Here is a 21,603-nt window from a genome sequence, read left to right as displayed (position 1 = left end):
TTAAGGCGTTTTTGCAAACGCTCAATGAGCCGCTTCGGCGACGGCGTTAGTTTGGGTGATGAACAGCGATTGATCGGACAAGTCCGAAGGGTTTTTCAAGGCTTCGAGCAGCACCGTGTCATGCCCGTAAATGTCGCGGTAAAAGGCGATTTCGCCGTTTTGTTCGGCAAATGCGGTGGTGTAGAAAAACAATACCGGTATCGATTTTTGCAGCATCACGCGCTGCATCTTCGGCGACTGCATCGCGCCTTGAATGGCTTCGGGGGTCCATTCGGGCTGATTTCTTAGCGCAAATTCGGCGAGTTCCTGCGGTTTTTCGACGCGCACGCAGCCGTGGCTGAAATCCCGGGTCGAGCGGCTGAACAGCGATTTCGACGGGGTGTCATGCAGATACACGTCTTCCTTGTTCGGGAACATGAATTTGACTTTGCCGAGCGGGTTTTTCTTACCGGGCAGTTGACGGATCTTCAATAGCCCCTGTTTGAGCTGCAACAACGAATCCATATTCAGCGGCACCGCTTGGGCGTTATCGCTGAACGCGGCGACGATCTCCATGTTTTCGGAACTCAGGTAGCCGGGGTTGGCGAGCAGCTTGGGCACGATCTCGTTCTTGGTGATGCTGTAGGGGACATTCCAATAAGGCGCGAAGTCGATGAAGCGCATTTCGGCCATTAACACCGGCGTCTGCGTTTTCATCGCCTGGCCGACGACGACCCGCATGTTGAGCGCGGCGGGTTCGTCCTTGCTGATGTCCTCATATACCCACAGATGAAACGCCGGGATGTTCACGAGGATGTAGGGGCCGGAGCCGATGTCGGGCAGCCAGCGCAGTCTTTCCAGCGCCAGTTCGATTTGGGTGACGCGCTCGGAGAGCGACGTATTCAGCGCGGCGACGGTGCCTTTGCCGAGCACGCCATCGGCCTCGAGGCCGTGGTGCGCTTGAAAGCGTTTGACTCCTTCGCTCAACTCCTTATCGTAGCGCGGCGTTGTTTTCGAAGCCTTGGCGGGCGTCGCATCTTCCGGCAGTTCGCCGGTTTGAATCAAAAAACGCCGCAGCTCTTCCATCTGCGGATGCGCTTCGCCGATGCGCAGCGATTTGCCGATCTCCAGATTAAGCTGCGCGGTACGGGCGGCCAGGCTGCGGTAATGCGCCAGCGCTTGTTTGAGTTTTCGATATTGACCCAGTTTCGGCTCGGCCGCGGCGGTCAATCGGGCAATCTGTCCTTGATTTCGGCTCGCGAGGATCAGTGTCGGCAAGTCAGTCAGCTTTTTATCGCGCAGCTTCAAATTGAAATTGATGCCGTGCGGATTGACGCGTCCGTAATGCAGGTCATGCAGGTAGCGCAGCAGGGACAGACTGACGGCAGTATCGAACAGCGCCCGTTTTCTGACCGCGACCACAGGCAGTTGCAAGGCGGACGGCAGCATGCCCTTCAGCTTGTCCGCATCGTAATTTCTAGGATTCAGCCCTTCCTCGGCGGCATGGGACAATAGATCGAGCGTTTGCATGAGCAACGGTGCGGAGTCGGCGCGGTTCAGCCACACCAGTTCGTAATTGACCGCTTTATAAAGTTGCGATAAATCCTCGGCGCGGCTGGAGAAATCGGTCTGCGTCAGCTCGGGATGTTGTTTCGACTCGATCAGCGTAAAAATCTCTTTGCCGACGCCGGTTTGGGGGATAATGGCATCTTGCGCGCGCAGCGGCGAGAATTGACAGCCGAGAGACAGGCACAGCAAGAGGCGTGCGAGGCGCAGCCAATGCTGGCGCTGTGCTTGATTCATGAAGGGAGGGGTTTTACGAGCAGGGATAACTTGAATTAATCCCATGTGATCGATCATTTTTGCTACTATAGACGGATTCATATATTTATCGCCTCGGCGATTGTAAAGGCCTTGGCGAGGCTTCTTTCATTTCGTTTCACTCAATCGCGGTTGTCTTAGCCTTTTCCGTACCAATCATTTAGCGTAATTGCCCCCGTTGCCCATCCGTGCGTTGCTTCCCAGCAAATTTCGCCGCGTTTGCGCCATTATAATGGATGGTTGATCTTTTCAGCGCATTTCATAGCGCCTGCATGCCGGGCAGACGATAAATCAAGCGGGTCCGAGGATGGCTAAAATGAAAGGTCAGCCAAGCTGCGCCATCGAATGATTTGTGTTGCAATTTTTGATATTTTTTGCCGAAGTTCATGAAAATTAATGTAGTTCTGACGATTATTCTGCTGTTAAGTTTCGGCGCCGGTCCGCTTTGGGCCGAATCGAAGGCGTCCGCCGTCAAGCCGAAGGAGTTGACCTCCGAGATCGGCAAAAAAGAGATTCAGGAAAAAATTGAAGCAGTCAATAAACGGCAAGGCCTGGAGGATGCGTTAAAGACCAAGGTGCTGGCGATTTATCAGGAGGCCGAAGATAACCTTGACCATAGCGGAAAGTTTGCGGAGCAGGAGGCGGGCTATAAAGCCGCCTTGAAGACCGCGCCGGCGCAGACCCGGAGGCTACAGAAAGAGGTCGAGTCGTATCCGCAAAAGGCCGGCAAACAAAAGAGCGAGGACTGGGACAGCATCCCGACCGAGGAGCTTGAACAAAGGTTGATCATTGAAAAAGGCAAGGCGGCCAATCTGGATGACCAGATCAAGCAGAAAGAAACCGAACTCGTCGAGCAAAACAGCCGGCCGCAATTGATCCGCGAGCAAATTGTTGCGGCGAAACAGGCGATCGAGACCGACCAGAATCAACTGATGGCGCCGACGGCCGGTCTGGCTTCGCCGCTCGAAAGCGAGGCACGGCAGGCCGAGTTGAAAACCGCGATTGAGCGCCGCAACGCCGAGCTGAAAATGCTGGAAGCCGAAGCGCTCAGCAATCCGGCGCGCGCCGACTTGCTGAAAGTCGAGCTGCAATGGCTCGAAATCAAAAGAAACGAGCAGGGCCCTGTCATCGAAACGATTGAGGCGGTGCTGGCGGAACGCCGGCAAAAAGAAGCGCAAGAGATTCAGGCAGCACTGAGCCAGGCCGAAAAGGAGCTTGCCGGCAAGCATCCTCTGATTCAGCAAATCACGCGCGAAAATCTGCAATATACGCGCGATTTGCAGGTTATCAACAGCAAGATTGAACAGTTTGCCGAGCAAAAAAATACCATCGATGCCACGGCGGTTAACATGGGCAATGATTTTAAATCCGCCGAAAAGAAAGTCGGTCTGGCGGAATTGAGCCCGGCGTTGGGCAAGATTTTGCGCGAACAGCGGCGCAATCTGGCCAATCAGGACCGCTATCTTCTGCAATCCGAGAATCTTCAGAATGAAACCGCGATGGCCAGCCTGGAGCAATACAAGATCGATGACCAGTTGCAGCGGCTTGCGAATCTGGATACCGAGCTGAAGGCGCTGATGCGCTCCCAGGTCGATCCTCAATGGCCGCTCGATCAGCGCATGATGATTCAGGCGGAATTGCGGGTTTTGTTGAACAGCAAGAAAGATTTGTTGAACAGGCTGTCGGCCGCCGAGGCGACTTATTTGCGCACATTGGGCGACTTTGACTTTGCGCGTCAGCAACTGGAGGAGCAAATCGTTAAATTTGCGAATTTCCTCGACGAGCGCCTGTTATGGGTGCCCAGTTCCGAACCGGTCAATCTGATTTTTTTCGCGGGGCTGTACGAGTCGGCGCAATGGCTGCTATCGCCGTTGAATTGGCTGGAGGCGGGTGAAGACCTGCTCAAGTCGGCGCAGGAGCGTCCGTTTCTGGCCTTGTTGGCGATCGTGGGGCTGAGTTTTTTGCTGTTGACCAGAAAGTGGGTCAGAAGGCAGTTGGCGGTGGAGCTGGATAAGGCTGAAAAAATTTATACCGATAGCTTCAATAACGGTTTGCACGCCCTGATCTATACGGTCGTGTTGGTCTTGCCGTGGCCGGCGCTGCTTTATCTGCTCGGTTGGTTTTTGAACAGCAGTTGGCCGGCCGCCGATTTCAGCAAGGCGGTGGGTGCTGGGCTGAAGACCGCCGCGGTGCCGCTGTGTATCGTGCAGTTCTTTTACCGTCTGTTCGCGGCGGACGGGATTGCGGTCAAGCATTTCCAGTGGCAAAAAGCCAATGCGCACTTGATGCGCAGGCATTTTGCCTGGATCCGTTTCATTGCGGTGCCCGGCATCTTCTTCATCTATAGCGCCGGCGCGTCGAAAAGTTCGATCTATGGCGATAGCCTCGGGCGTTTGGCGTTGATCGCGGTCATGATCGCGATGACGGTGTTTTTCAGTCGGATTCTGAGTCCGGGCGAAGGGCTGCTGAAAAGCCATATTTTGACTTATCCGAATGGCTGGGTATCGCGCCTGCGTTATCTCTGGTATCCGGCGGTTTCTCTGTCGCCCTTGATCGTGGTCGGTTTTGCGGTGGCGGGCTATTATTTGAGCGCGATCGAATTGCAGCAGAAATTGGTCGTGACGCTGCGGCTCGTTTTTGGCTTGGTCATCGTGCATGAAATGGTGCTGCGCTGGCTGACGCTGGCCAATCGTCAGCTCGCGATCAAGAATGCGCGGCAAAAGCGCAAGGCGGCGCTGCAGAGCGAAAAAGCCGTGGTCGGCGGTGAAGAGCCGATATTGCCGGTCGATGAACAGTTGATCGACATTCCAAAAATCAATGCGCAGACGATCAAATTGATGAGCGTGCTGATCGCATTTGCCGCGCTGACCGGTGCCGGGATCATTTGGCGGAACATTCTGCCGGCGTTTTCTTTCCTGGAGCGGATCGTGTTGTGGCAGCATTTGGGCAAGGTGGACGGGCAGGAGGCCTATCTGCCGGTCACGCTGGCCAACTTGCTGCTGGCCGGCTTGTACGTTTTCATCGCCGTAGTGGCGGTCAGAAACTTTTCCGGCGTGATGGAGCTCTTGGTGTTCCGGCGCTTGTCGGTCGAGGCGGGCGTGCGTTATGCGGTCAATCAGCTCGCGAGCTATGCGCTGATCGCGGCCGGTTTTGCGGTCGTGGCCAACGAACTGGGCGGCAGTTGGTCGCAGGTGCAGTGGCTGGTCGCGGCGCTCAGCGTCGGTTTGGGTTTCGGCTTGCAGGAGATTTTCGCGAACCTGGTGTCGGGCATCATCTTGCTGTTCGAGCGGCCGGTGCGGGTCGGCGATACGGTCACGATCGGCGATGTGACTGGCAAGGTCAGTCGTATTCAGATGCGCGCGACCACGCTGATCGACTGGGACCAAAAAGAATTGATCGTGCCGAACAAGACCTTTATCACCAACCAGTTGATCAACTGGTCGTTGACCGATGCGATCACCCGGATCGTGATTCCGGTCGGCATCGCTTACGGCTCGAATGTCGAGGAAGTGCACCAGCTGATGCTCGACACGGTCAAGTCAACGCCGCTGGTGCTGGCCGAGCCGGAGCCGAGCGTGTTGTTTGTCGGTTTTGGCGAGAGTTCGCTTAATTTTTCGATACGGATCTTTGTCAGCGAGTTGTCGCATCGCACGCAGGCGACGCACAATATCCATCTCCGGCTCGAAAAACTGTTTCGCGAACATAATATCCATATCCCGTCTCCGCAGCGGGAGATTCATATCAGTACGGTGAACGGGGAATTAGGCGGCTTGATACAGAAAAAGCCGGCTTAGGATGGGAGGCCTGCCAGGGTTTTAAAACCTGGCAGGTCCTGAGCGACTTTAGGGATGTTATGTCGGCCTAATCCTTAAGGCCGTGGCGAGGCGAGGTGTCTTATGGCGCAGACAGCGCCCGATATTGGCTGCGGAAGTACAGTAGCGGTTCGCCGCTGCGGCAGACCGCGTCTTCGATTTCGCCGATGATGATCCAGTGCGTGCCCGCACGCACTTTTTCGACGACCCGGCAATCGAGCGACATGAGGCAGCCGTTCAGCAGCGGTACGCCTGCAATGCCGGGCGTCCAATCCGTGTTTTCGAAGCGTTGCTCTTGGCTCAGGCCGCCGGCAAAGTGATTCGAAACCTCCTGCTGCCGATCGCTCAGCACATTCACCGAAAACCGCCCGCTTTCCTTGATGCCTTCGCCGGTGTCGGCGGCTTCGTTGACGCACACCAAAATCTGCGGCGGCGTCATCGAGACGCTCGCAAAAGCGGTCACGGTCATGCCTTGAATACCGAGTTTTTCGGAGTGGGTCGCGACCACGGCGACGCCGCTCGCCCACTGTTGCATCGCTTGTTTGAATTCATCGCCGGTGACAGCCATCTGTTTCTCCATGTTGATTTGATAAGGCGCTGCCTCTTCCTGCCGCTGAAGAAACAACATCGAATTGGCCGTATATGGTACAACAGCGGGGCAGGCTTGTTAACTGGATACGTTTCGGGCGCTACCTTGAGGCAGGCGATTCACTTGCCGCCGCAGGCTGGGTGTTTTAAAACTCCAGTCTTTACGAATCAATGCGTTAACCGGATTTTTGGCAAATAAACCCACGAAATCAAGGATTTCTTGCCGTTTTTGCGGGTTGAGAAAGGCGCGGTTTTATGATGTAATAGAGTGATTTTTACTAAAGTGTCTCTTGTATTTGATTGAGGTCGGAATGAGGGGACGATTTCGCCGCTGCTTGCTTGGAGAGTAGGTTTCAACTATGCAATTTACAATAAAGAAAGGTTTGGATCTGCCGATTACCGGTGGCCCCAAACAGGTGATTGAGAAGGGCAACGAGGTCAAAAGCGTTGCGATTCTGGGAACGGATTATGTCGGCATGAAGCCGACCATGCTGGTCAGCGAAGGGGATTCCGTCAAACTGGGCCAAATCCTCTTCAGCGACAAGAAAAATCCGGGCGTCAACTTTACCGCGCCGGGCGCGGGCAAGATCAAGGCGATCAACCGCGGCGCGAAGCGCGCGTTGCAGTCTGTCGTGATCGAGCTGGCCGGCGACGACCAAGTCGCATTCACCCAGTATAAAGAAGCCGATCTGGCCGGTCTGACCGAAGCGCAGGTCAAAGACAATCTGTTGCAGTCCGGTTTGTGGACGACGCTGCGCACCCGGCCTTACGGCAAGATTCCGGCGGTCGATACGAAGCCGCGTTCGATCTTCGTGACCGCGATCGACACGAGCCCCTTGGCGGCCGACCCTGCGGTGATCATCAAGGCGCGCGCGAATGATTTTGCGAACGGCTTGGCGGTGATTGCCAGGTTGACCGACGGCAAGGTCTATGTCTGCAAAAAGGCCGGCGCGGACGTCGCGGTCGGCAATACGGCTTCGGTCCAGGTCGCCGAGTTTTCCGGCCCGCATCCTGCAGGACTCCCGAGCACCCATATTCATTTGATCGATCCGGTCAATGCGAACAAGACCGTTTGGCATCTGGATTACCAGGCGGTGATCGCGATCGGTGCATTGTTTACGACCGGCAAATTGAATGTCGAAAAGGTCGTGGCATTGGCAGGGCCTACCGTCAAGAATCCACGCCTGATCAAGACCCGTATCGGCGCGAACACCGATGATCTGGTCAAGGGCGAACTCGAAGACGTCGAAAACCGGGTCGTTTCCGGTTCGGTGCTGTTCGGCCATCAGGCTTCCGACTGGGCGGCCTATCTGGGTTGCTACCACAATCAAATTTCCGTCTTGCAGGAAGGCCGCGCCCGCGAATTGTTCGGCTGGATCGTGCCCGGCAAGGACAAATATTCGGCGCTGGATGTGTACATCAACAGCCGCCAGGACCGCAAATCGGGCCGTCTGTTTCCGTTCACGACCACGAAAAACGGCAGTAACCGCGCGATCGTGCCGGTCGGTGTTTACGAGACCGTGATGCCGCTGGATATTCTGGCGACCCCGTTGCTGAAATCCCTGATCGTCGGCGATAGCGATAACGCCCAGTTGCTCGGCTGCCTGGAACTCGATGAAGAAGACCTGGCGCTGATGACCTTTGTCGATCCCGGCAAGCATGATTTCGGACCGGTGCTCAGAGCGAATTTAACTAAAATTGAGAAGGAAGGATAATGTCGGCGAGAGAATTTTTAGACAAGTTAGAGCCACATTTTACCAAAGGCGGCAAGTTCGAAAAGTATTATGGCCTCTATGAGATGGTCGATACTTTCATCTACACGCCACCGACGGTAACGCGCGGCACCACCCACGTTCGCGACGGCAACGACTTGAAACGCACGATGACCTTCGTGGTCATCGCGACCGCTTTCTGCATCCTGATGGCGTTGTACAACACCGGCTATCAGGCGAACCTGGCGATCAATGCGCTGGGCAAGGAAGGCACCGACGGCTGGCGCGGCGTGATCATGGGCCTGTTCGGCTACAACACGATGAATCCGCTGTCCAATCTGCTGCACGGCGCCTTGTATTTCTTCCCGATCTATATCGTGACCCTGGCGGTCGGCGGCGTCTGGGAAGTGTTGTTCGCGACCGTGCGTGGCCATGAAGTCAACGAAGGCTTCCTGGTTTCCTCGATGCTGTATACCCTGATCATGCCGCCCGACATGCCGCTGTGGCAGGTCGCGCTGGGCATTTCTTTCGGTATCGTGATCGGCAAGGAAGTCTTCGGCGGTACCGGTAAAAACTTCCTGAACCCGGCATTGACCGGCCGCGCGTTCCTGTATTTCGCGTATCCGGCTTCGATATCCGGCGACTCGGTCTGGGTCGCGGTCGACGGTTATACCGCGGCGACGCCGCTGGGCTTGGCCGCGAACGGCGGCCTGGATGCGGTCTACAAGGCCAATTACACTTGGATGCAAACCTTCTTCGGCTTCGAGCCGGGCTGCCTCGGCGAAACATCGACCTTGGCGATCCTGATCGGCGCGGCCTTCCTGCTTTACACCCGCGTGGCGTCGTACCGCATCATGGGCGGCGTGTTCCTGGGCATGGTGGCGACTGCAACCTTGTTCAACGTGATCGGCAGCGACACCAATCCGATGTTCGCGTTGCCTTGGTACTGGCATTTGACCGTCGGCGGTTTCGCTTTCGGTATGGTGTATATGGCGACCGATCCGGTTTCCGCGGCGATGACCGACACCGGACGCTGGATTTTCGGCGCCCTGGTCGGCGCAATGACCGTATTGATACGCGTAGTCAATCCAGCCTTCCCGGAAGGCATCATGCTGGCGATTCTGTTCTCGAACATGTTTGCGCCGACGATCGACTATTTCGTAATTCAGGCCAATATCAGAAGAAGGATCAAACGCCATGCCTAATCAACAAAAGCCATGCAAACATCTGGAAAAGGTTTGCAACAAGCTGAATGAGTACGAGCAGTACCGTAAATTTATCATCTATAAAGACAAAGTCCTGGCGCTGGGCAACGATAGTCTCGAAAAGACTATCGCGATCGCGCTGTCGTTGTGCTTTATCTGCGCGATCCTGGTGTCGTTCTCGGCCGTCGCGTTGAAACCGTTGCAGATCTATAACAAGGATCTGGACATGAAGAAAAACATCCTCGACGTCGCAGGCCTCCTCGAAAAGGGTATGGATATCGACAAGGCGTTCGCGGACAAGATCGAGGCGAAAGTCGTCGATCTGGAAACCGGCGATTATGTCGAAAACATCGACGCGAACGCTTATGACCAACGCAAGGCCGCGAAAGACCCTGCGCAAAGCGTCGCGATCCCTAAGGATAAAGATATTGCGCATATCCGCGTGAAGGCGAAACTGGCCAAAGTCTTCCTGGTCAAGGAAGGCGGCGCGCTGAAATCGGTCATTTTGCCGGTCAGCGGCTACGGTCTGTGGTCAACCCTGTACGGCTTTTTGTCGCTCGATCCGGACGGCCAAACCGTGCAAAGCATCAACTTTTATGATCAAGCGGAAACTCCGGGCCTCGGCGGTGAAGTCGTGAACCCGAACTGGCGCGCATTGTGGAAAGGCAAGAAAGTCTATGCAGTGACCGATCAGCCTTCGCAGGAAAAAGGTCTGATCGCCGAAGCCGATGTGGGCGAGCCTGCGCTGAGCCTGATCAAAGGCACCGTCGATACCAGCAAACCGGGTTCCGAATATCAGGTTGACGGTTTGGCGGGCGCGACCCTGACCAGTACCGGTGTGACCAATCTGATCAGATACTGGATGAGCGCCGAAGGCTTTTCGAAGTATCTGAGCAAAGTTAGAGCGAATCAAGGGGCTAAATCATGAGTGCAATATTAGATAAAGCGGGACTCAATAATCCCGAAACCCAAAAGGTTTTGACCACGCCGCTGGTCGAAAACAACCCGATCACTTTACAGGTGCTCGGGATCTGTTCGGCGCTGGCGGTCACCTCGAAAATGTCGACCTCGCTGATCATGGCGCTGGCGTTGACCCTGGTAACCGCGTTCTCGAGCGCGGCGATCAGCGCGATCCGCAACCATATTCCGAGCAGCATCCGGATTATCGTGCAGATGACGATCATTGCTTCGCTCGTTATCGTGGTCGACCAATTGTTGAAAGCGTTTGCGTTTGATGTCAGCAAACAGTTGTCGGTTTTCGTCGGTCTGATCATCACCAACTGTATCGTGATGGGCCGCGCCGAAGGCTACGCGATGAAGAATCCGCCGCTCGAAAGTTTCTGGGACGGCATCGGCAACGGTCTGGGCTACAGCTTGATCCTGGTCACCGTCGCGTTCTTCCGCGAAATTCTGGGTTCCGGCAAACTGCTCGGCATCGAAATCCTGAAGCTGACCAAAGACGGCGGCTGGTACGATCCGAACGGTCTGATGTTGTTGCCGCCCAGTGCGTTTTTCATCATCGGCCTGATCATCTGGGGCGTGCGTCAATTTAAGCCTAACCAGCGCGAAACGGTTGATTTCAAAATCTCGGCGATTGCTCATGGTGAGGGAGGGCACCACTAATGGAAGCGTATATCAGTTTATTCATCAAATCGGTTTTCATTGAAAACCTGGCGCTGTCCTTCTTCTTGGGCATGTGCACCTTCATCGCGGTGTCGAAGAAAATTTCGACCGCGATGGGGCTCGGCATCGCGGTGATGATCGTGCAGGCGATCACCGTGCCCGCCAACAACTTGGTTTATCATGCGGTATTGAAGGAAAATGCGCTGGCCGCGATCGGCATCGAAGGCGTCGATTTGAGCTTCTTGGCGCTTTTGAGCTGTATCGGCATGATTGCCGCGTTGGTACAGATTCTCGAAATGATTCTGGATAAGTTTTTCCCGGCCCTCTACCATGCATTGGGCGTGTTTTTGCCGTTGATCACGGTAAACTGCGCGATCCTGGGCGGCAGTTTGTTTATGATCGAACGCGACTATAACTTCGGCGAAAGCGTGACCTACGGGGTCGGCAGCGGCCTGGGTTGGGCGCTGGCGATCACGGTCATGGCCGGCGTGCGCGAAAAGCTTAAATACAGTGATATTCCGGTCGGTCTGCAAGGCCTCGGCATCACTTTCATTACTGCGGGTCTGATGTCTCTCGGCTTCATGGCTTTCTCCGGAATCCAACTGTAAGGGTAATCTAATGCTGGATATTTTATTAGGGATACTCATCTTTACGGCGCTGGTGATTGCGCTCGTATTCGTGATTATCGGCGCGAAAAAGAAACTCGTGGCCGAAGGCGATGTGGAGATCCTGATCAATGACGAAAAGAAAATTCATGTGCCGGTCGGCGCCAAATTGTTGACCGCGCTGGCGGACAATGGTTTGTTCGTGTCTTCGGCCTGTGGCGGCGGTGGTACTTGCGGCCAGTGCAAGGTCAAGGTCAACGCCGGCGGCGGCGAAATCCTGCCGACTGAATTGACCCACATCACCAAGCGCGAAGCGGCCTGCGGCGAGCGTCTCGCCTGCCAGGTCTCGGTCAAGCACGACATGGACATCGAAGTCGAAGATTCGGTTTTCGGCGTCAAGAAATGGGAATGCACGGTCAAGTCGAACAACAACGTCGCGACCTTCATCAAGGAACTGGTGCTCGAATTGCCGCCCGGCGAAGCGATCAACTATCGCGCCGGCGGTTATATCCAAATCGAATGCCCGCCGCACGTGGTCAACTATAAAGACTACATCATCGAAGAGCGCTTCCATGAGGATTGGGACAAATACAATCTGTGGCGCTACGTCTCCGATGTGAAGGAACCGGTCCTGCGCGCCTATTCGATGGCGAGCTATCCGGAAGAAAAGGAAATCATGCTGAACGTGCGTATCGCGACGCCTCCGCCGAGAGCGGACGAAAGCGTGCCGCCGGGCAAGATGTCGTCCTACATCTTCAGCCTGAAGCCGGGCGATAAATGTACCATTTCGGGTCCATACGGCGAATTCTTCGCGAAAGACACCGATGCCGAAATGGTCTTCGTCGGCGGCGGCGCGGGTATGGCGCCGATGCGGTCGCATATTTTCGACCAATTGCGCCGGCTCAAATCGAAGCGTAAGATGACCTTCTGGTACGGCGCGCGCAGCAAGCGCGAAATGTTCTATGTCGAGGATTTCGACATGCTGGCGAAGGAAAATCCGAACTTCACCTGGCACGTCGCCTTGTCCGATCCGCTGCCGGAAGACAACTGGACCGGCTATACCGGCTTCATTCATAACGTGCTGTATGAAAACTATCTGAAAAATCATCCGGCACCGGAAGACTGCGAGTTTTACATGTGCGGTCCGCCGATGATGAACGCCGCGGTGATCAAGATGTTGCTCGACAACGGAGTCGAACCCGAGAACATCATGCTCGACGACTTCGGCGGCTAAAAGCAAAGCCTGCCAGCCCTCTTTCGTAAAGTACGCTTTGCGGAAGAGGGCTTTGTCGTATTTATTGCTTTTTAAATTTGCCGGCTTGATCGAGTCACGCTAGCCGACTATCGTCAATCTTCACTCTTGGAGTTGTTAGCCGTCATGTTCATGGCTCGTTGGCGCTTTCATTCAATTTCTTCCCATCCTGAAAGCAACAGGCTTTTTGGCTTCAGGAGGCTTGTTCTGCTGGTCTTGTTGATGCATGCGGGCACCGCGTTCAGCATCTCCACGATGCGCTGCGGCCACAATATCGTCGAACTCGGCGACGATAAATTCCGGGTTCTGGAGACATGCGGCGAGCCCGAGTCGATCTACCATCGTACCAAAATCGCCGGCAGCACGCTGCACCACCCCCGCCGCACGCTCGATATTGAAGAGTACGAGGAAATTCAGGTCGAAGAGTGGATTTATAATTTCGGCAGAAACCGGATCCGGCAATCGCTCCTCTTTGAAAATGGACGGTTGATTGAAATCAATGATTTGAAACGGAGCCGTTAGAGTGAAGATGCCGCCTGCGGCTTAGACTTGCCTCGGCGTCTGAAAAAATTGGCGGTAAACTAAACTTTTAACTGTGCGGCCAGTCTTTTGCTTGACTCGTTCATTTTAATGGCGGCAAACTTCAGTAAGCGGTATCATTTGCCTACTTGGGCGCGGGCTCGATCCCAGCCCTGAAAAAGGCTTCATCGATTTTTAGAGATTTTTGTATGACTTATTTTTTAGTGACATTTGCGATCATGCTGGCTGTAGTCATCCTGATGGCGGTAGGCGTGATGTTCGGACGCCGCGCGATAAAAGGTTCCTGCGGCGGATTGAATTCCGGATCATGCGTTTGCGTTGAAAAATGCGATAAAAGAAAAAAACTCGAGGCCGAGCAGGCGTCGATCCAATAGCCTTGATCGCGGTTGCAAGCCGGGTATTTTGGCTTCGGTGCGGCAAAGGCTGAAATTTGTAACAATGCTCATTGCAAGGAGTTCGTTATGCTGACCAAGATAGCAATAGCCGACTACATGACCAAACACGTGGTCAAATTGACGCCGAGTCTCAACGTCATCGATGCCGTTAAGACCATGATCGAGCACAAGATCACCTCCGCCCCCGTCGTGGACGCTCAGGGCCATTTGCTCGGCATGTTTTCCGAAATGGACGGCATGAAGGTTTTCCTGGATGGCGTATATAACCAGGGCATGAGCGGGAAGGTCGGCGATTACATGACCAAGAACCCGATCACGGTGCAGGCCGAATCCAGCATCGTCGATCTGGCCGAAAAATTCCAGAATTTGCCGGTCAGAAGTTTTCCGGTTTACGAGGACAACGAACTGGTCGGCATCATCAGCCGGACCGATTTGTTACGGGCGCTTGCTACGGCGCAATAAAGATGCGTAGGGCGTGACGGATCATTCATTCTATTGGCACGACTACGAAACGTTCGGTACGGACCCGCGCCGGGATCGCCCCGTGCAGTTCGCGGGCGTCCGTACCGATATGCAAGGCAATGCGATCGACGAGCCTCTGGTTGTCTATCTGAAACCGGCGGACGATAGCCTGCCGCACCCCGATGCCTGCCTGATCACCGGCATCACCCCCCAATTGGCCGAACAAAAGGGCATTTGTGAAGCCGAGTTCATTCGCCAGATTCATCAGGAAATCGCACAGCCGAATACCTGTACCCTCGGTTACAACAACCTGCGTTTCGACGACGAAGTCACGCGCAACTGCCTTTACCGCAATTTTTACGACCCTTATGCCCGGGAATGGCAACACGGCAACAGCCGCTGGGATTTGATCGATGTGGTCCGGGCGGCGCGCGCGTTGCGCCCCGACGGGATTGCCTGGCCGCTCAATGATGACGGCACGCCGACGCTTCGGCTCGACCGCCTGACCGTGGCCAATGGCCTCGCGCACGAGGCCGCGCATGACGCCTTGTCCGATGTGCAGGCGACGATCGCGCTCGCGCGCTTGCTCAAGCAGGCGCAGCCGAAGCTCTACCAATTTCTGTTTCAGCATCGCGTCAAAACCGAGGCGCTGCGGCTGCTGCAAATCGGCAGTTACGAACCGGTCGTGCATGTCTCGGGCAAATATCCGGCGAGCCGGCATAGCCTGGCGATCGTGCTGCCGGTTGCCTGGCACCCGAGCAACAGCAACGGCGTGATCGTCTATGATCTGTCGGTCGATCCCGAACCGATGCTCGAACTGTCAGCCGAAGACATCGGCCTGCGCCTTTTTACCGCGACCGAAGATTTGCCCGAAGGCGCCGCACGCATTCCGCTGAAGACCGTCCACCTGAATAAATGCCCGGTATTGGCGCCAATTTCGGTGATCCGTCCGCCAGACGCCGAGCGTTTGGCGCTCGACTTGGCAACTTGCCACGCGCATATCGCGAAAATCAAGGCCGCGACAGGCCTCGCGGAGAAAATCGTCCAGGTATTCAGCGTGCCGTCCGGCTTCGAAACCGATACGGACCCGGACCTGACGATATATCAGGGCGGATTTTTTTCGGACGAAGACAAGCGCAAGATGACCCGCCTGCGCGCGATGACCCCGGATCAACTGGCCGCCTCGACGCTGACTTTTGCCGATCCGCGCCTGCCCGAAATGCTGTTCCGCTACCGCGCGAGAAACTACCCGGAATCCCTGAATACCGAAGAGCAGGAGCGCTGGCGGCAGTTCTGCATCGACCGCCTGACCGGCCTGAGGCCTGGCGCCGGGATTACGTTTGAGCACTATTTTTCCCGCCTCCGGCAATTGAGAAGCGGCGCGGCGGATGAAGCGATGCTGTCCGCACTGGCGTCCTATGCCGTTGCAAAGATGCGGTCTTTAGGTATTGAGAATTCCACGGCCGATTCACTGACCGCTTAAGGATACTTTTTTTTCTGGTTCCCGCGTACCACGTCAATGCCGTTAAGTTAAGAAGAAAGCTCCCTCTCCTGCTGGAGAGGATTGGGGTGAGGAGGTTCAAAAATAAGAAAAAATACTTTATTTTGATCCCCTTCGGCAATAGCTCCTGCATTGCCCTACCTCCTGCATCCTTGCAGTCGTCATCCCAGCCTTCTCCCGGAGGGAGAAGGAGCGAAGCTGCTCTTAACATAATGGCCGTGGCGTACCACGTGGAAACCCAGGGCGGCCGCGCCTGCATTCCCGCGCGGCGCGCGGGAACGAGAGAATTCGAGTCTTGCTCGGATGCCTGGTCTGTGTGCTTGAACGATCAAGGCAACTGATAAAGAAAGTTAAGTATTCATGTGTCCACAGGCGCGTTTTCTATGTCTCCTTGCCCGAAGGCGGGTATCGATCATATCGATAACGCATTAAAGTCATAGCAAAAATGTTAGAAAATGACTGGTAAATAAAATCCGCTTTTTTGTGGTTTGATTCAGATTGCATTCAGCTAGCGATCACTAAGATCATGTCCGGGCCCCGATCCGAACCTTTTCTTCCATCAATCCCACATGAGTAGGTATTTTATGCAAGCTCTTTTTTCGCTACGATGGGTTTTTCAAATTTTGCTATTGGCGGTTATTCTCGGGTTGCCGGTGTCCCGAACGGCGCAGGCCAATATCGAGCGCAATGATGCGGTTGCGATGTTCTACACCGATTTGTCACCCTACGGCAATTGGGAAGAACAACCGGTTTTCGGTAAGGTCTGGTATCCGCGAGATATTCCGGTGGGTTGGAGTCCTTATACCCTTGGCTATTGGGTGAATACCGAGGCTTATGGCTGGTTATGGGTTGCCGAATCGGAGTGGGGCACGATCACCGAGCATTATGGGCGTTGGACTCTGGATGATCGGGATCGATGGTTCTGGGTGCCGGGCACTGTCTGGGCCTCGGCATGGGTCATCTGGCGGGAAGGCGAAGATGAAATAGGTACCGCGCCAATGCCGCCTTATTGGAATCCTTACGGAGTTGTCCCCGTTTGGGTCGATTCGTTATTTCCTCGGTGTTGGGTTTTTGTGCATAAGCATGATTTTCCTCACCATGCCCATCATCACAAGCCTAAACCAAAATTTATCGACCCAAGAAAAAACCCGGATCTGATCAGGCGGACGCATGTGTTGGAGCCACCTATCGTGCTGGACAGGCATCTCTTCAATCGCGGTGTGTCGCCCGAAAAGATCGAGCGGGCCACCGGGAGTCGGGTAGTTACCGTCAATCCCAAGGTGTTGTCGGACTCGAGCGATCTGGCCGCACGAAAGAAGCGCGCCGCAAAAGAGAATGAGCCGATCATTTACCGGCCTATCGATAATCCGCTCACGCTCGATACGATCCATGACGAAAAATTGCGCGCGCAACGATTTGCCGAAAAGATCACTCTACCTTCCGAAGCACCGAGAGAGGCGACGGCAGCCGAGCAAACGGGAGAACCGAAACAGCCGGGCAGGCATACAGGGAAACACGGAGCGTCCGACCTTCGAGGCAGCAGGAAGCAAGCCGAAAGCGCTCAGCCAGAACCTTCCTCGTTAGATTCGGCGCAGGATTTGCGTCCGGAACAAGGAGGCAAGGAGCCTGCAAAGGGCGAAGAAAAAATCAAATCGGACAACGTCGATTCACAACAAGCCGAACCGAAGGCAAGCCTGCCGCGCGAAGACAGTCTTCACGAATCGCCGCGGGACTCGGAAGCTTCCCGCCAGGACCCTGAGCCTTCATCATCCGGAGAGGCGTCAGGCTTAAATGGATCAAGCCCGTCTACAGTCAGTGAACCGAGTCCGACTTCATCATCGGTGGACGGGACGAGTTCGGCTCCGGCTCCCTCATCGGCGAATGACTCGAGCCTGACAACGCCGTCTTCGTCACCGTCACCTGAATCGAGCCCAACGCCGTCTTCGTCACCGTCGCCTGAATCGAGCCCAACGCCGTCTTCGTCTACGTCGATTGAATCGAGTTCATCGTCGTCCCCCTCTACGTCGTACGACTCGAGTTCATCGTCGTCCCCATCTACGTCGTATGATTCGAATTCGACGCCGTCTTCGTCTACGTCGTACGACTCGAGTTCAACGCCATCTTCGTCTACGTCGTACGATTCGAGTTCATCGTCGTCCCCATCTACGTCGTATGAGTCGAGTTCAACGCCGTCTTCGTCTACGTCGTATGAGTCGAGTTCATCGTCGTCCCCGTCTACGTCGTACGATTCGAGTTCATCGTCGTCTTCGTCTACGTCGTCTGAATCGAGCTCTGCGCCCACGCCAGCTCCGGTGTCTGAGCCGAGCCCGCCGCCACCGCCACCCGTAGAGTCTCATCCTCAGGAGTCGGCTTCCGGTTCCAGCACTAGCTCATCGGAAGAACATAAACATGAAAAAAAGCATCACGATTAATCGGCATTGTCTTATGCTTTGAACCGTGGGAAAGGGATCATGGCGGGATGGAGCCGCTTTGCCAGGGACGGCAAATTTTCTGCTCGGCGTGAATGACGCCGCTGCTTGCTCAAATCTCGGTTTTCGAGTTCGGCCTTGGAAAGAAATGGCGTCTTGCCGGTAAACCAACGGCGCTTTTCGGCTGTCTCTATTGAAATCGAATAAAAGCGTCCAGGAGTCGTTATTTATGCACAGTCGTTTGTCATTAGGATGGGTATGCAAGGCGCTGATTTTGGCGCTGCTGCTCAGTTTACCGCTCGTCCGTCCTGCGGAGGCGAGCCATCTCCGAAACGATGCCTCCAGGCTGTTTTATTCAAAGCTGGCGCCATACGGAACCTGGATACATCACCGCATCTACGGCAGGGTCTGGTTTCCGCGCAATATGCCGGCGTATTGGCGCCCGTATCAGGATGGTTACTGGGCTTACACCTATGACTACGGCTGGCTGTGGGTATCGGATTGGGTTTGGGGTTGGGCGACCGACCATTACGGCCGCTGGGTGTGGGACGACTGGTACGGATGGATTTGGGTGCCGGGCGCGGTGTGGGCGCCGGCCTGGGTCGTCTGGCGCTATGGCGACGGTTATGTGTCCTGGGCTCCGCTGCCGATCCAATATATCTGGAACCCCTATGCCGGCTATACGACCACGTATTTTAATTTCGATCGTTACATCTATTGGGATTGCTGGGTAACGACCCGCGAGCGCGATTTTCCGCGCCGGAATAAACCGCGCAAATTCCTTCCGCCTAAAATGAACCGCGAGATCCTGCATAGAACCCGCTATGCCGATCCCTTGATCGTGCACAATCGGAACATCGTCAATCAGGGCATACCGCTACAGCGGATCGAACGGGCGACGGGTTCGTCGATCAAGCCTGTTGCTCCGGAGCTCGTGCTGGAGCCGGGTGACAATATGCCAAGAGAGCGCCGGCCAAGAAATCGCGAAGAAGTCAGGATTTATCGGCCCATTGATAATCGACCGACAATGGAGACGATCCGCGATGAAGCGGAATCTGACAAAGCGTTGGCGGAGAAAATCGATGTGCATAGGCAGTTATCGCCCGATCGAGAGCTCCCATTGGGCGAAAATCTTGAACCCAGACGCTCGGGCCGTTTAACCGGCCGCCCCAAACCTCTCGATGTTCAGGAAGCGGAAATTCCGTTGATGGTGCCAGCGGAAACGCCGCAAACGGCGCCGACTTTTCTGACCTTGCCCGATATGCAGGAAAAGTTGCAGGCGGAGCCGGGTCGGGATCGAACTGTCGATCGGCGAAAAAACGGTTTGGGCCGATTGCCGCGCCAGGATCAGGAGAACGTTCCTGAACAACCCGTGATCTTTGAAGAAAGGCCGCAAGTCACCCCGCAAGAGCAGGAGAGTGAGCCGGTTGGCCGGAATGGAAATCAGGGGCAGGAATCCGCCGCACGAATGAGCCAGCAGCAGTTCGAGTTGGAGCGGCAGCAACGGGCCGAAGAAGAGCTTATGCGGCAGGAAGCTATCCGGCAACAGGAAGAAGGCCCGCGCGCGCAGCAACGCCAATTGGAACGCGAACAGCAGGCCGAGGAGGCGCGCATGCAGCGGGAGGCAGTCGGCCGGCAAGAAGAAGGCGCGCGCGAACAGCAACGGCAAACGGAACGGCAGCAACAGGCCGGTCAGCAACGCATGCAGCAGGAGGCGATCCGGCAACAGGAAGAAGCCATTCGTGCACAGCAGTTGGAAGCGGAACGGCAGCAACAGGCCGAGCAGCAACGCATGCAGCACGAGGCGATTCGGCAACAGGAAGAAGCCGTGCGTGAACAGCAACTGGAAGCGGAACGGCAGCAACAGGTCGAACAGCAACGCATGCAGCAGGAAGCGATTCGACAACAGGAAGAAGCCTTGCGTGAACAGCAACTGGAAGCGGAGCGGCAGCAACAGGCCGAACAGCAACGCATGCAGCAGGAGGCTATCAGGCAACAGGAGGAAGCCTTGCGTGAACAGCAGATGGAAGCGGAACGGCAGCAACAGGCCGAACAGCAACGCATGCAGCACGAGGCGATCCGTCAGCAGGAAGAAGCTGTGCGAGAACAGCAACTGCAAATGGAGCGTCAACAACAGGCCGAACAAGAGCGCATGCAGCAGGAAGCGGTTCGCCAGCAACAGGAGGAAATGATGCGCCAGCAGCAGTTAGATATGGAACGCCAACAGCAAGCGATTCAACAGCAGCAAAACGAAATGCGTCAGCCGGAGACTATGCGGCAAACCGAGCCGGGCGGCGGTCGCGGTAGAGTAGGGCGGGGATTTGGCAGAGGCAGAGAGTAAAGCGAATGTCCACCGATGATCGGATGGCGAAGAACGCTTAAGGATGCCGTTAAAAATAACTTCCACTGATGGTTCCCATGCTCCGCGTCACTGCCACTAGGTTAAGAAGACCACGTCATTCCGGCAGGGAATGCCGGAATCCAGTTGCCAAGGATGGCGAGCTTTAATACATCCCTGTAATCTGGATCCCGGCAATCCATGCCGGGATGACGGCTTAACTTCAATGACAGTGACGCAGAGCGTGTGAGCGATGAGGGCAAGTTTTGAGAAGTTAATTTCGAGCGAATCCTAAAACTCTGGGCTTGATCTGACTCCGCTTCATGTCTTCGAGGCGGAGTCAGCAAATAGTTAACCGTTGATTACTTCGTCGTCCATTTTTGGGCCAACTGCGCTGAAAACTTGCCAAGATAAACGCCGATCACGATCGAAACCGAAATCACCACGAGCGGATTGCTGAATGAGACGCCAAGCAAAACGTCCTTAGTCATTTTGTCAGGCGTTTGCAGCAGATAGGCAAAGGTCATCGAATAACCGAACACGCTGGCCGGGATTGCGGATAATTGAGGAATGCTCGCGGCGAGACACATCACGATTACCGCAATGGTGACGGTTAAGGCTGCCATCAAAGGAAACCCGAGCAGCGCGTCGGACGGCACATTTATAAGCAGGAAAGCCGTTATCCAAGCCATCACGACGCCGAAAATGCTGCAGGTAATCGTGCCCTTGAAGGCGGTTTCATTCGCACCGAGCGCGAAATACGCTGCCCAAGGAATCGTTGCCGCCCAGATGAAAAAATATCCGCTGAGCGGGCCTACCGCAAAGAATGTCGCGGCGCCCGCCAAGATGCCGATACTGAAGGAAAGTGCTGTGAGTTGGTTCATAGTGTGATTCTCTAAATGGTGCCTCGACGATGCGATATAAATGGCTTTCATAAGAGAGGCGGTCCGATGAAAGTCCAATCTTTTGCCTTTACTCAACAGGTGAGCCTTCCACCGGTCATCAGGATGTTACCAAATATTCCCTGTTAAACAAATAAATGCGAATGATAAATTCGGACCTTTGACGTTTCAATTGGCATAGTTGACTCTAAAATCTTGAAAATAACTCTGGACGCGTGTAGGATAATTTGCTCAAAAAAGCATGTGTTTATTATTGCTCCGGCCTCTTGTTGTTTGAAACAGATTTCCTTGGGTTAGTCGAAAATCTCAGGTTAATTAGGGCTGTAAAACTCTGAGCTTAATCTGACGACTTCAAAAATTTGCTTCAATGGAATCTGATGTTGATAAGTAGGCGGAATTCGACACAATAGAAACGCTCACCATCTGGCTAACTATCCGT

At 55.0% G+C, this 21,603-nt stretch carries 16 protein-coding genes and 1 pseudogene; 13 read left to right on the top strand and 4 right to left on the bottom strand.

All coding sequences use genetic code 11. From position 1 onward, the window contains the following. Window positions 1–21: 21 nt before the first annotated feature. Window positions 22–1,782, bottom strand: a complete 1,761-nt coding sequence (locus ACEPPP_RS05305) for a murein L,D-transpeptidase (protein WP_374089999.1) — start codon at window positions 1,780–1,782, stop codon at window positions 22–24. 404 nt (window positions 1,783–2,186) lie between these two features. On the opposite strand from ACEPPP_RS05305, the gene ACEPPP_RS05300 reads away from it, so the two are divergent. After that, entirely contained in the window at window positions 2,187–5,594 is a 3,408-nt protein-coding gene (locus tag ACEPPP_RS05300) for a mechanosensitive ion channel domain-containing protein (RefSeq protein ID WP_374089998.1), read from the top strand. Window positions 5,595–5,694: 100 nt separating this feature from the next. On the opposite strand, the gene ACEPPP_RS05295 is transcribed toward ACEPPP_RS05300, so the two are convergent. Then, window positions 5,695–6,180 carry a flavin reductase family protein gene (locus ACEPPP_RS05295; protein ID WP_374090893.1) on the bottom strand — a complete coding sequence of 162 codons (486 nt, stop codon included), beginning with the start codon at window positions 6,178–6,180 and terminating at the stop codon, window positions 5,695–5,697. 379 nt (window positions 6,181–6,559) lie between these two features. Between ACEPPP_RS05295 and ACEPPP_RS05290 the strand changes: the two genes are divergently transcribed. The 11 genes and pseudogenes from ACEPPP_RS05290 to ACEPPP_RS05240 all read left to right on the top strand — a co-directional run. Beyond that, complete coding sequence (locus ACEPPP_RS05290; protein WP_374089997.1) at window positions 6,560–7,915, top strand: Na(+)-translocating NADH-quinone reductase subunit A; 1,356 nt, start codon at window positions 6,560–6,562, stop codon at window positions 7,913–7,915. Continuing rightward, window positions 7,915–9,117 (top strand): NADH:ubiquinone reductase (Na(+)-transporting) subunit B, encoded by a 1,203-nt coding sequence (locus ACEPPP_RS05285; protein ID WP_374089996.1) that lies wholly within the window; start codon window positions 7,915–7,917, stop codon window positions 9,115–9,117. The genes ACEPPP_RS05290 and ACEPPP_RS05285 overlap by 1 nt, the downstream gene beginning before the upstream one ends. Next, window positions 9,110–10,045: a Na(+)-translocating NADH-quinone reductase subunit C gene (locus ACEPPP_RS05280; RefSeq protein ID WP_374089995.1), complete on the top strand. Its 936-nt coding sequence runs from the start codon at window positions 9,110–9,112 to the stop codon at window positions 10,043–10,045. Before ACEPPP_RS05285 ends, ACEPPP_RS05280 begins: the two co-directional genes overlap by 8 nt. Next, window positions 10,042–10,740: an NADH:ubiquinone reductase (Na(+)-transporting) subunit D gene (locus ACEPPP_RS05275; RefSeq protein ID WP_374089994.1), complete on the top strand. Its 699-nt coding sequence runs from the start codon at window positions 10,042–10,044 to the stop codon at window positions 10,738–10,740. Before ACEPPP_RS05280 ends, ACEPPP_RS05275 begins: the two co-directional genes overlap by 4 nt. Further along, the gene (gene nqrE / locus ACEPPP_RS05270; RefSeq protein WP_326501144.1) at window positions 10,740–11,348 is read left to right on the top strand and encodes an NADH:ubiquinone reductase (Na(+)-transporting) subunit E; all 609 of its coding nucleotides are present in this window, start codon (window positions 10,740–10,742) and stop codon (window positions 11,346–11,348) included. Before ACEPPP_RS05275 ends, nqrE begins: the two co-directional genes overlap by 1 nt. A gap of 10 nt (window positions 11,349–11,358) precedes the next feature. Continuing rightward, window positions 11,359–12,579: an NADH:ubiquinone reductase (Na(+)-transporting) subunit F gene (nqrF, locus tag ACEPPP_RS05265; protein ID WP_374089993.1), complete on the top strand. Its 1,221-nt coding sequence runs from the start codon at window positions 11,359–11,361 to the stop codon at window positions 12,577–12,579. A 144-nt stretch (window positions 12,580–12,723) separates the two neighbouring features. Next, complete coding sequence (locus ACEPPP_RS05260) at window positions 12,724–13,119, top strand: DUF2845 domain-containing protein (protein ID WP_374089992.1); 396 nt, start codon at window positions 12,724–12,726, stop codon at window positions 13,117–13,119. Between the two features lie 206 nt (window positions 13,120–13,325). Continuing rightward, entirely contained in the window at window positions 13,326–13,511 is a 186-nt protein-coding gene (nqrM, locus tag ACEPPP_RS05255; protein ID WP_374089991.1) for a (Na+)-NQR maturation NqrM, read from the top strand. A gap of 87 nt (window positions 13,512–13,598) precedes the next feature. After that, window positions 13,599–13,994 carry a CBS domain-containing protein gene (locus tag ACEPPP_RS05250; protein ID WP_374089990.1) on the top strand — a complete coding sequence of 132 codons (396 nt, stop codon included), beginning with the start codon at window positions 13,599–13,601 and terminating at the stop codon, window positions 13,992–13,994. Window positions 13,995–14,007: 13 nt separating this feature from the next. Continuing rightward, on the top strand, window positions 14,008–15,477 hold the full coding sequence (sbcB, locus tag ACEPPP_RS05245; protein ID WP_374089989.1) for an exodeoxyribonuclease I: 1,470 nt from the start codon (window positions 14,008–14,010) through the stop codon (window positions 15,475–15,477). Between the two features lie 587 nt (window positions 15,478–16,064). Next, a pseudogene (locus ACEPPP_RS05240) lies at window positions 16,065–16,442 on the top strand (DUF6600 domain-containing protein); the annotation flags it as partial. 767 nt (window positions 16,443–17,209) lie between these two features. Here the strand turns inward: ACEPPP_RS05240 and ACEPPP_RS05235 are convergent. Beyond that, entirely contained in the window at window positions 17,210–17,797 is a 588-nt protein-coding gene (locus ACEPPP_RS05235; RefSeq protein WP_374090963.1) for a hypothetical protein, read from the bottom strand. 356 nt (window positions 17,798–18,153) lie between these two features. Between ACEPPP_RS05235 and ACEPPP_RS05230 the strand changes: the two genes are divergently transcribed. Next, window positions 18,154–20,265: a DUF6600 domain-containing protein gene (locus tag ACEPPP_RS05230; RefSeq protein ID WP_374089988.1), complete on the top strand. Its 2,112-nt coding sequence runs from the start codon at window positions 18,154–18,156 to the stop codon at window positions 20,263–20,265. Window positions 20,266–20,624: 359 nt separating this feature from the next. Here the strand turns inward: ACEPPP_RS05230 and ACEPPP_RS05225 are convergent, their stop codons facing one another. Then, on the bottom strand, window positions 20,625–21,197 hold the full coding sequence (locus tag ACEPPP_RS05225) for a DUF1097 domain-containing protein (RefSeq protein ID WP_374089987.1): 573 nt from the start codon (window positions 21,195–21,197) through the stop codon (window positions 20,625–20,627). Between the last annotated feature and the right edge of the window lie 406 nt (window positions 21,198–21,603).

Source organism: Methylomicrobium lacus (assembly GCF_041897535.1).
Taxonomy (GTDB): domain Bacteria; phylum Pseudomonadota; class Gammaproteobacteria; order Methylococcales; family Methylomonadaceae; genus Methylomicrobium; species Methylomicrobium lacus_A.
Note: the sequence above shows the minus strand (reverse complement) of the source record. Positions and strands in the feature narration are given on the sequence as shown.

Excerpts from the sequence above, each read along its gene's own strand:
- ACEPPP_RS05305 (WP_374089999.1), bottom strand. The coding sequence starts at position 1,782 with ATGAATCAAGCACAGCGCCAGCATTGGCTGCGCCTCGCACGCCTCTTG.
- ACEPPP_RS05300 (WP_374089998.1), top strand. The coding sequence starts at position 2,187 with ATGAAAATTAATGTAGTTCTGACGATTATTCTGCTGTTAAGTTTCGGC.
- ACEPPP_RS05295 (WP_374090893.1), bottom strand. The coding sequence starts at position 6,180 with ATGGCTGTCACCGGCGATGAATTCAAACAAGCGATGCAACAGTGGGCG.
- ACEPPP_RS05290 (WP_374089997.1), top strand. The coding sequence starts at position 6,560 with ATGCAATTTACAATAAAGAAAGGTTTGGATCTGCCGATTACCGGTGGC.
- ACEPPP_RS05285 (WP_374089996.1), top strand. The coding sequence starts at position 7,915 with ATGTCGGCGAGAGAATTTTTAGACAAGTTAGAGCCACATTTTACCAAA.
- ACEPPP_RS05280 (WP_374089995.1), top strand. The coding sequence starts at position 9,110 with ATGCCTAATCAACAAAAGCCATGCAAACATCTGGAAAAGGTTTGCAAC.
- ACEPPP_RS05275 (WP_374089994.1), top strand. The coding sequence starts at position 10,042 with ATGAGTGCAATATTAGATAAAGCGGGACTCAATAATCCCGAAACCCAA.
- nqrE (WP_326501144.1), top strand. The coding sequence starts at position 10,740 with ATGGAAGCGTATATCAGTTTATTCATCAAATCGGTTTTCATTGAAAAC.
- nqrF (WP_374089993.1), top strand. The coding sequence starts at position 11,359 with ATGCTGGATATTTTATTAGGGATACTCATCTTTACGGCGCTGGTGATT.
- ACEPPP_RS05260 (WP_374089992.1), top strand. The coding sequence starts at position 12,724 with ATGTTCATGGCTCGTTGGCGCTTTCATTCAATTTCTTCCCATCCTGAA.
- nqrM (WP_374089991.1), top strand. The coding sequence starts at position 13,326 with ATGACTTATTTTTTAGTGACATTTGCGATCATGCTGGCTGTAGTCATC.
- ACEPPP_RS05250 (WP_374089990.1), top strand. The coding sequence starts at position 13,599 with ATGCTGACCAAGATAGCAATAGCCGACTACATGACCAAACACGTGGTC.
- ACEPPP_RS05230 (WP_374089988.1), top strand. The coding sequence starts at position 18,154 with ATGCACAGTCGTTTGTCATTAGGATGGGTATGCAAGGCGCTGATTTTG.
- ACEPPP_RS05225 (WP_374089987.1), bottom strand. The coding sequence starts at position 21,197 with ATGAAAGCCATTTATATCGCATCGTCGAGGCACCATTTAGAGAATCAC.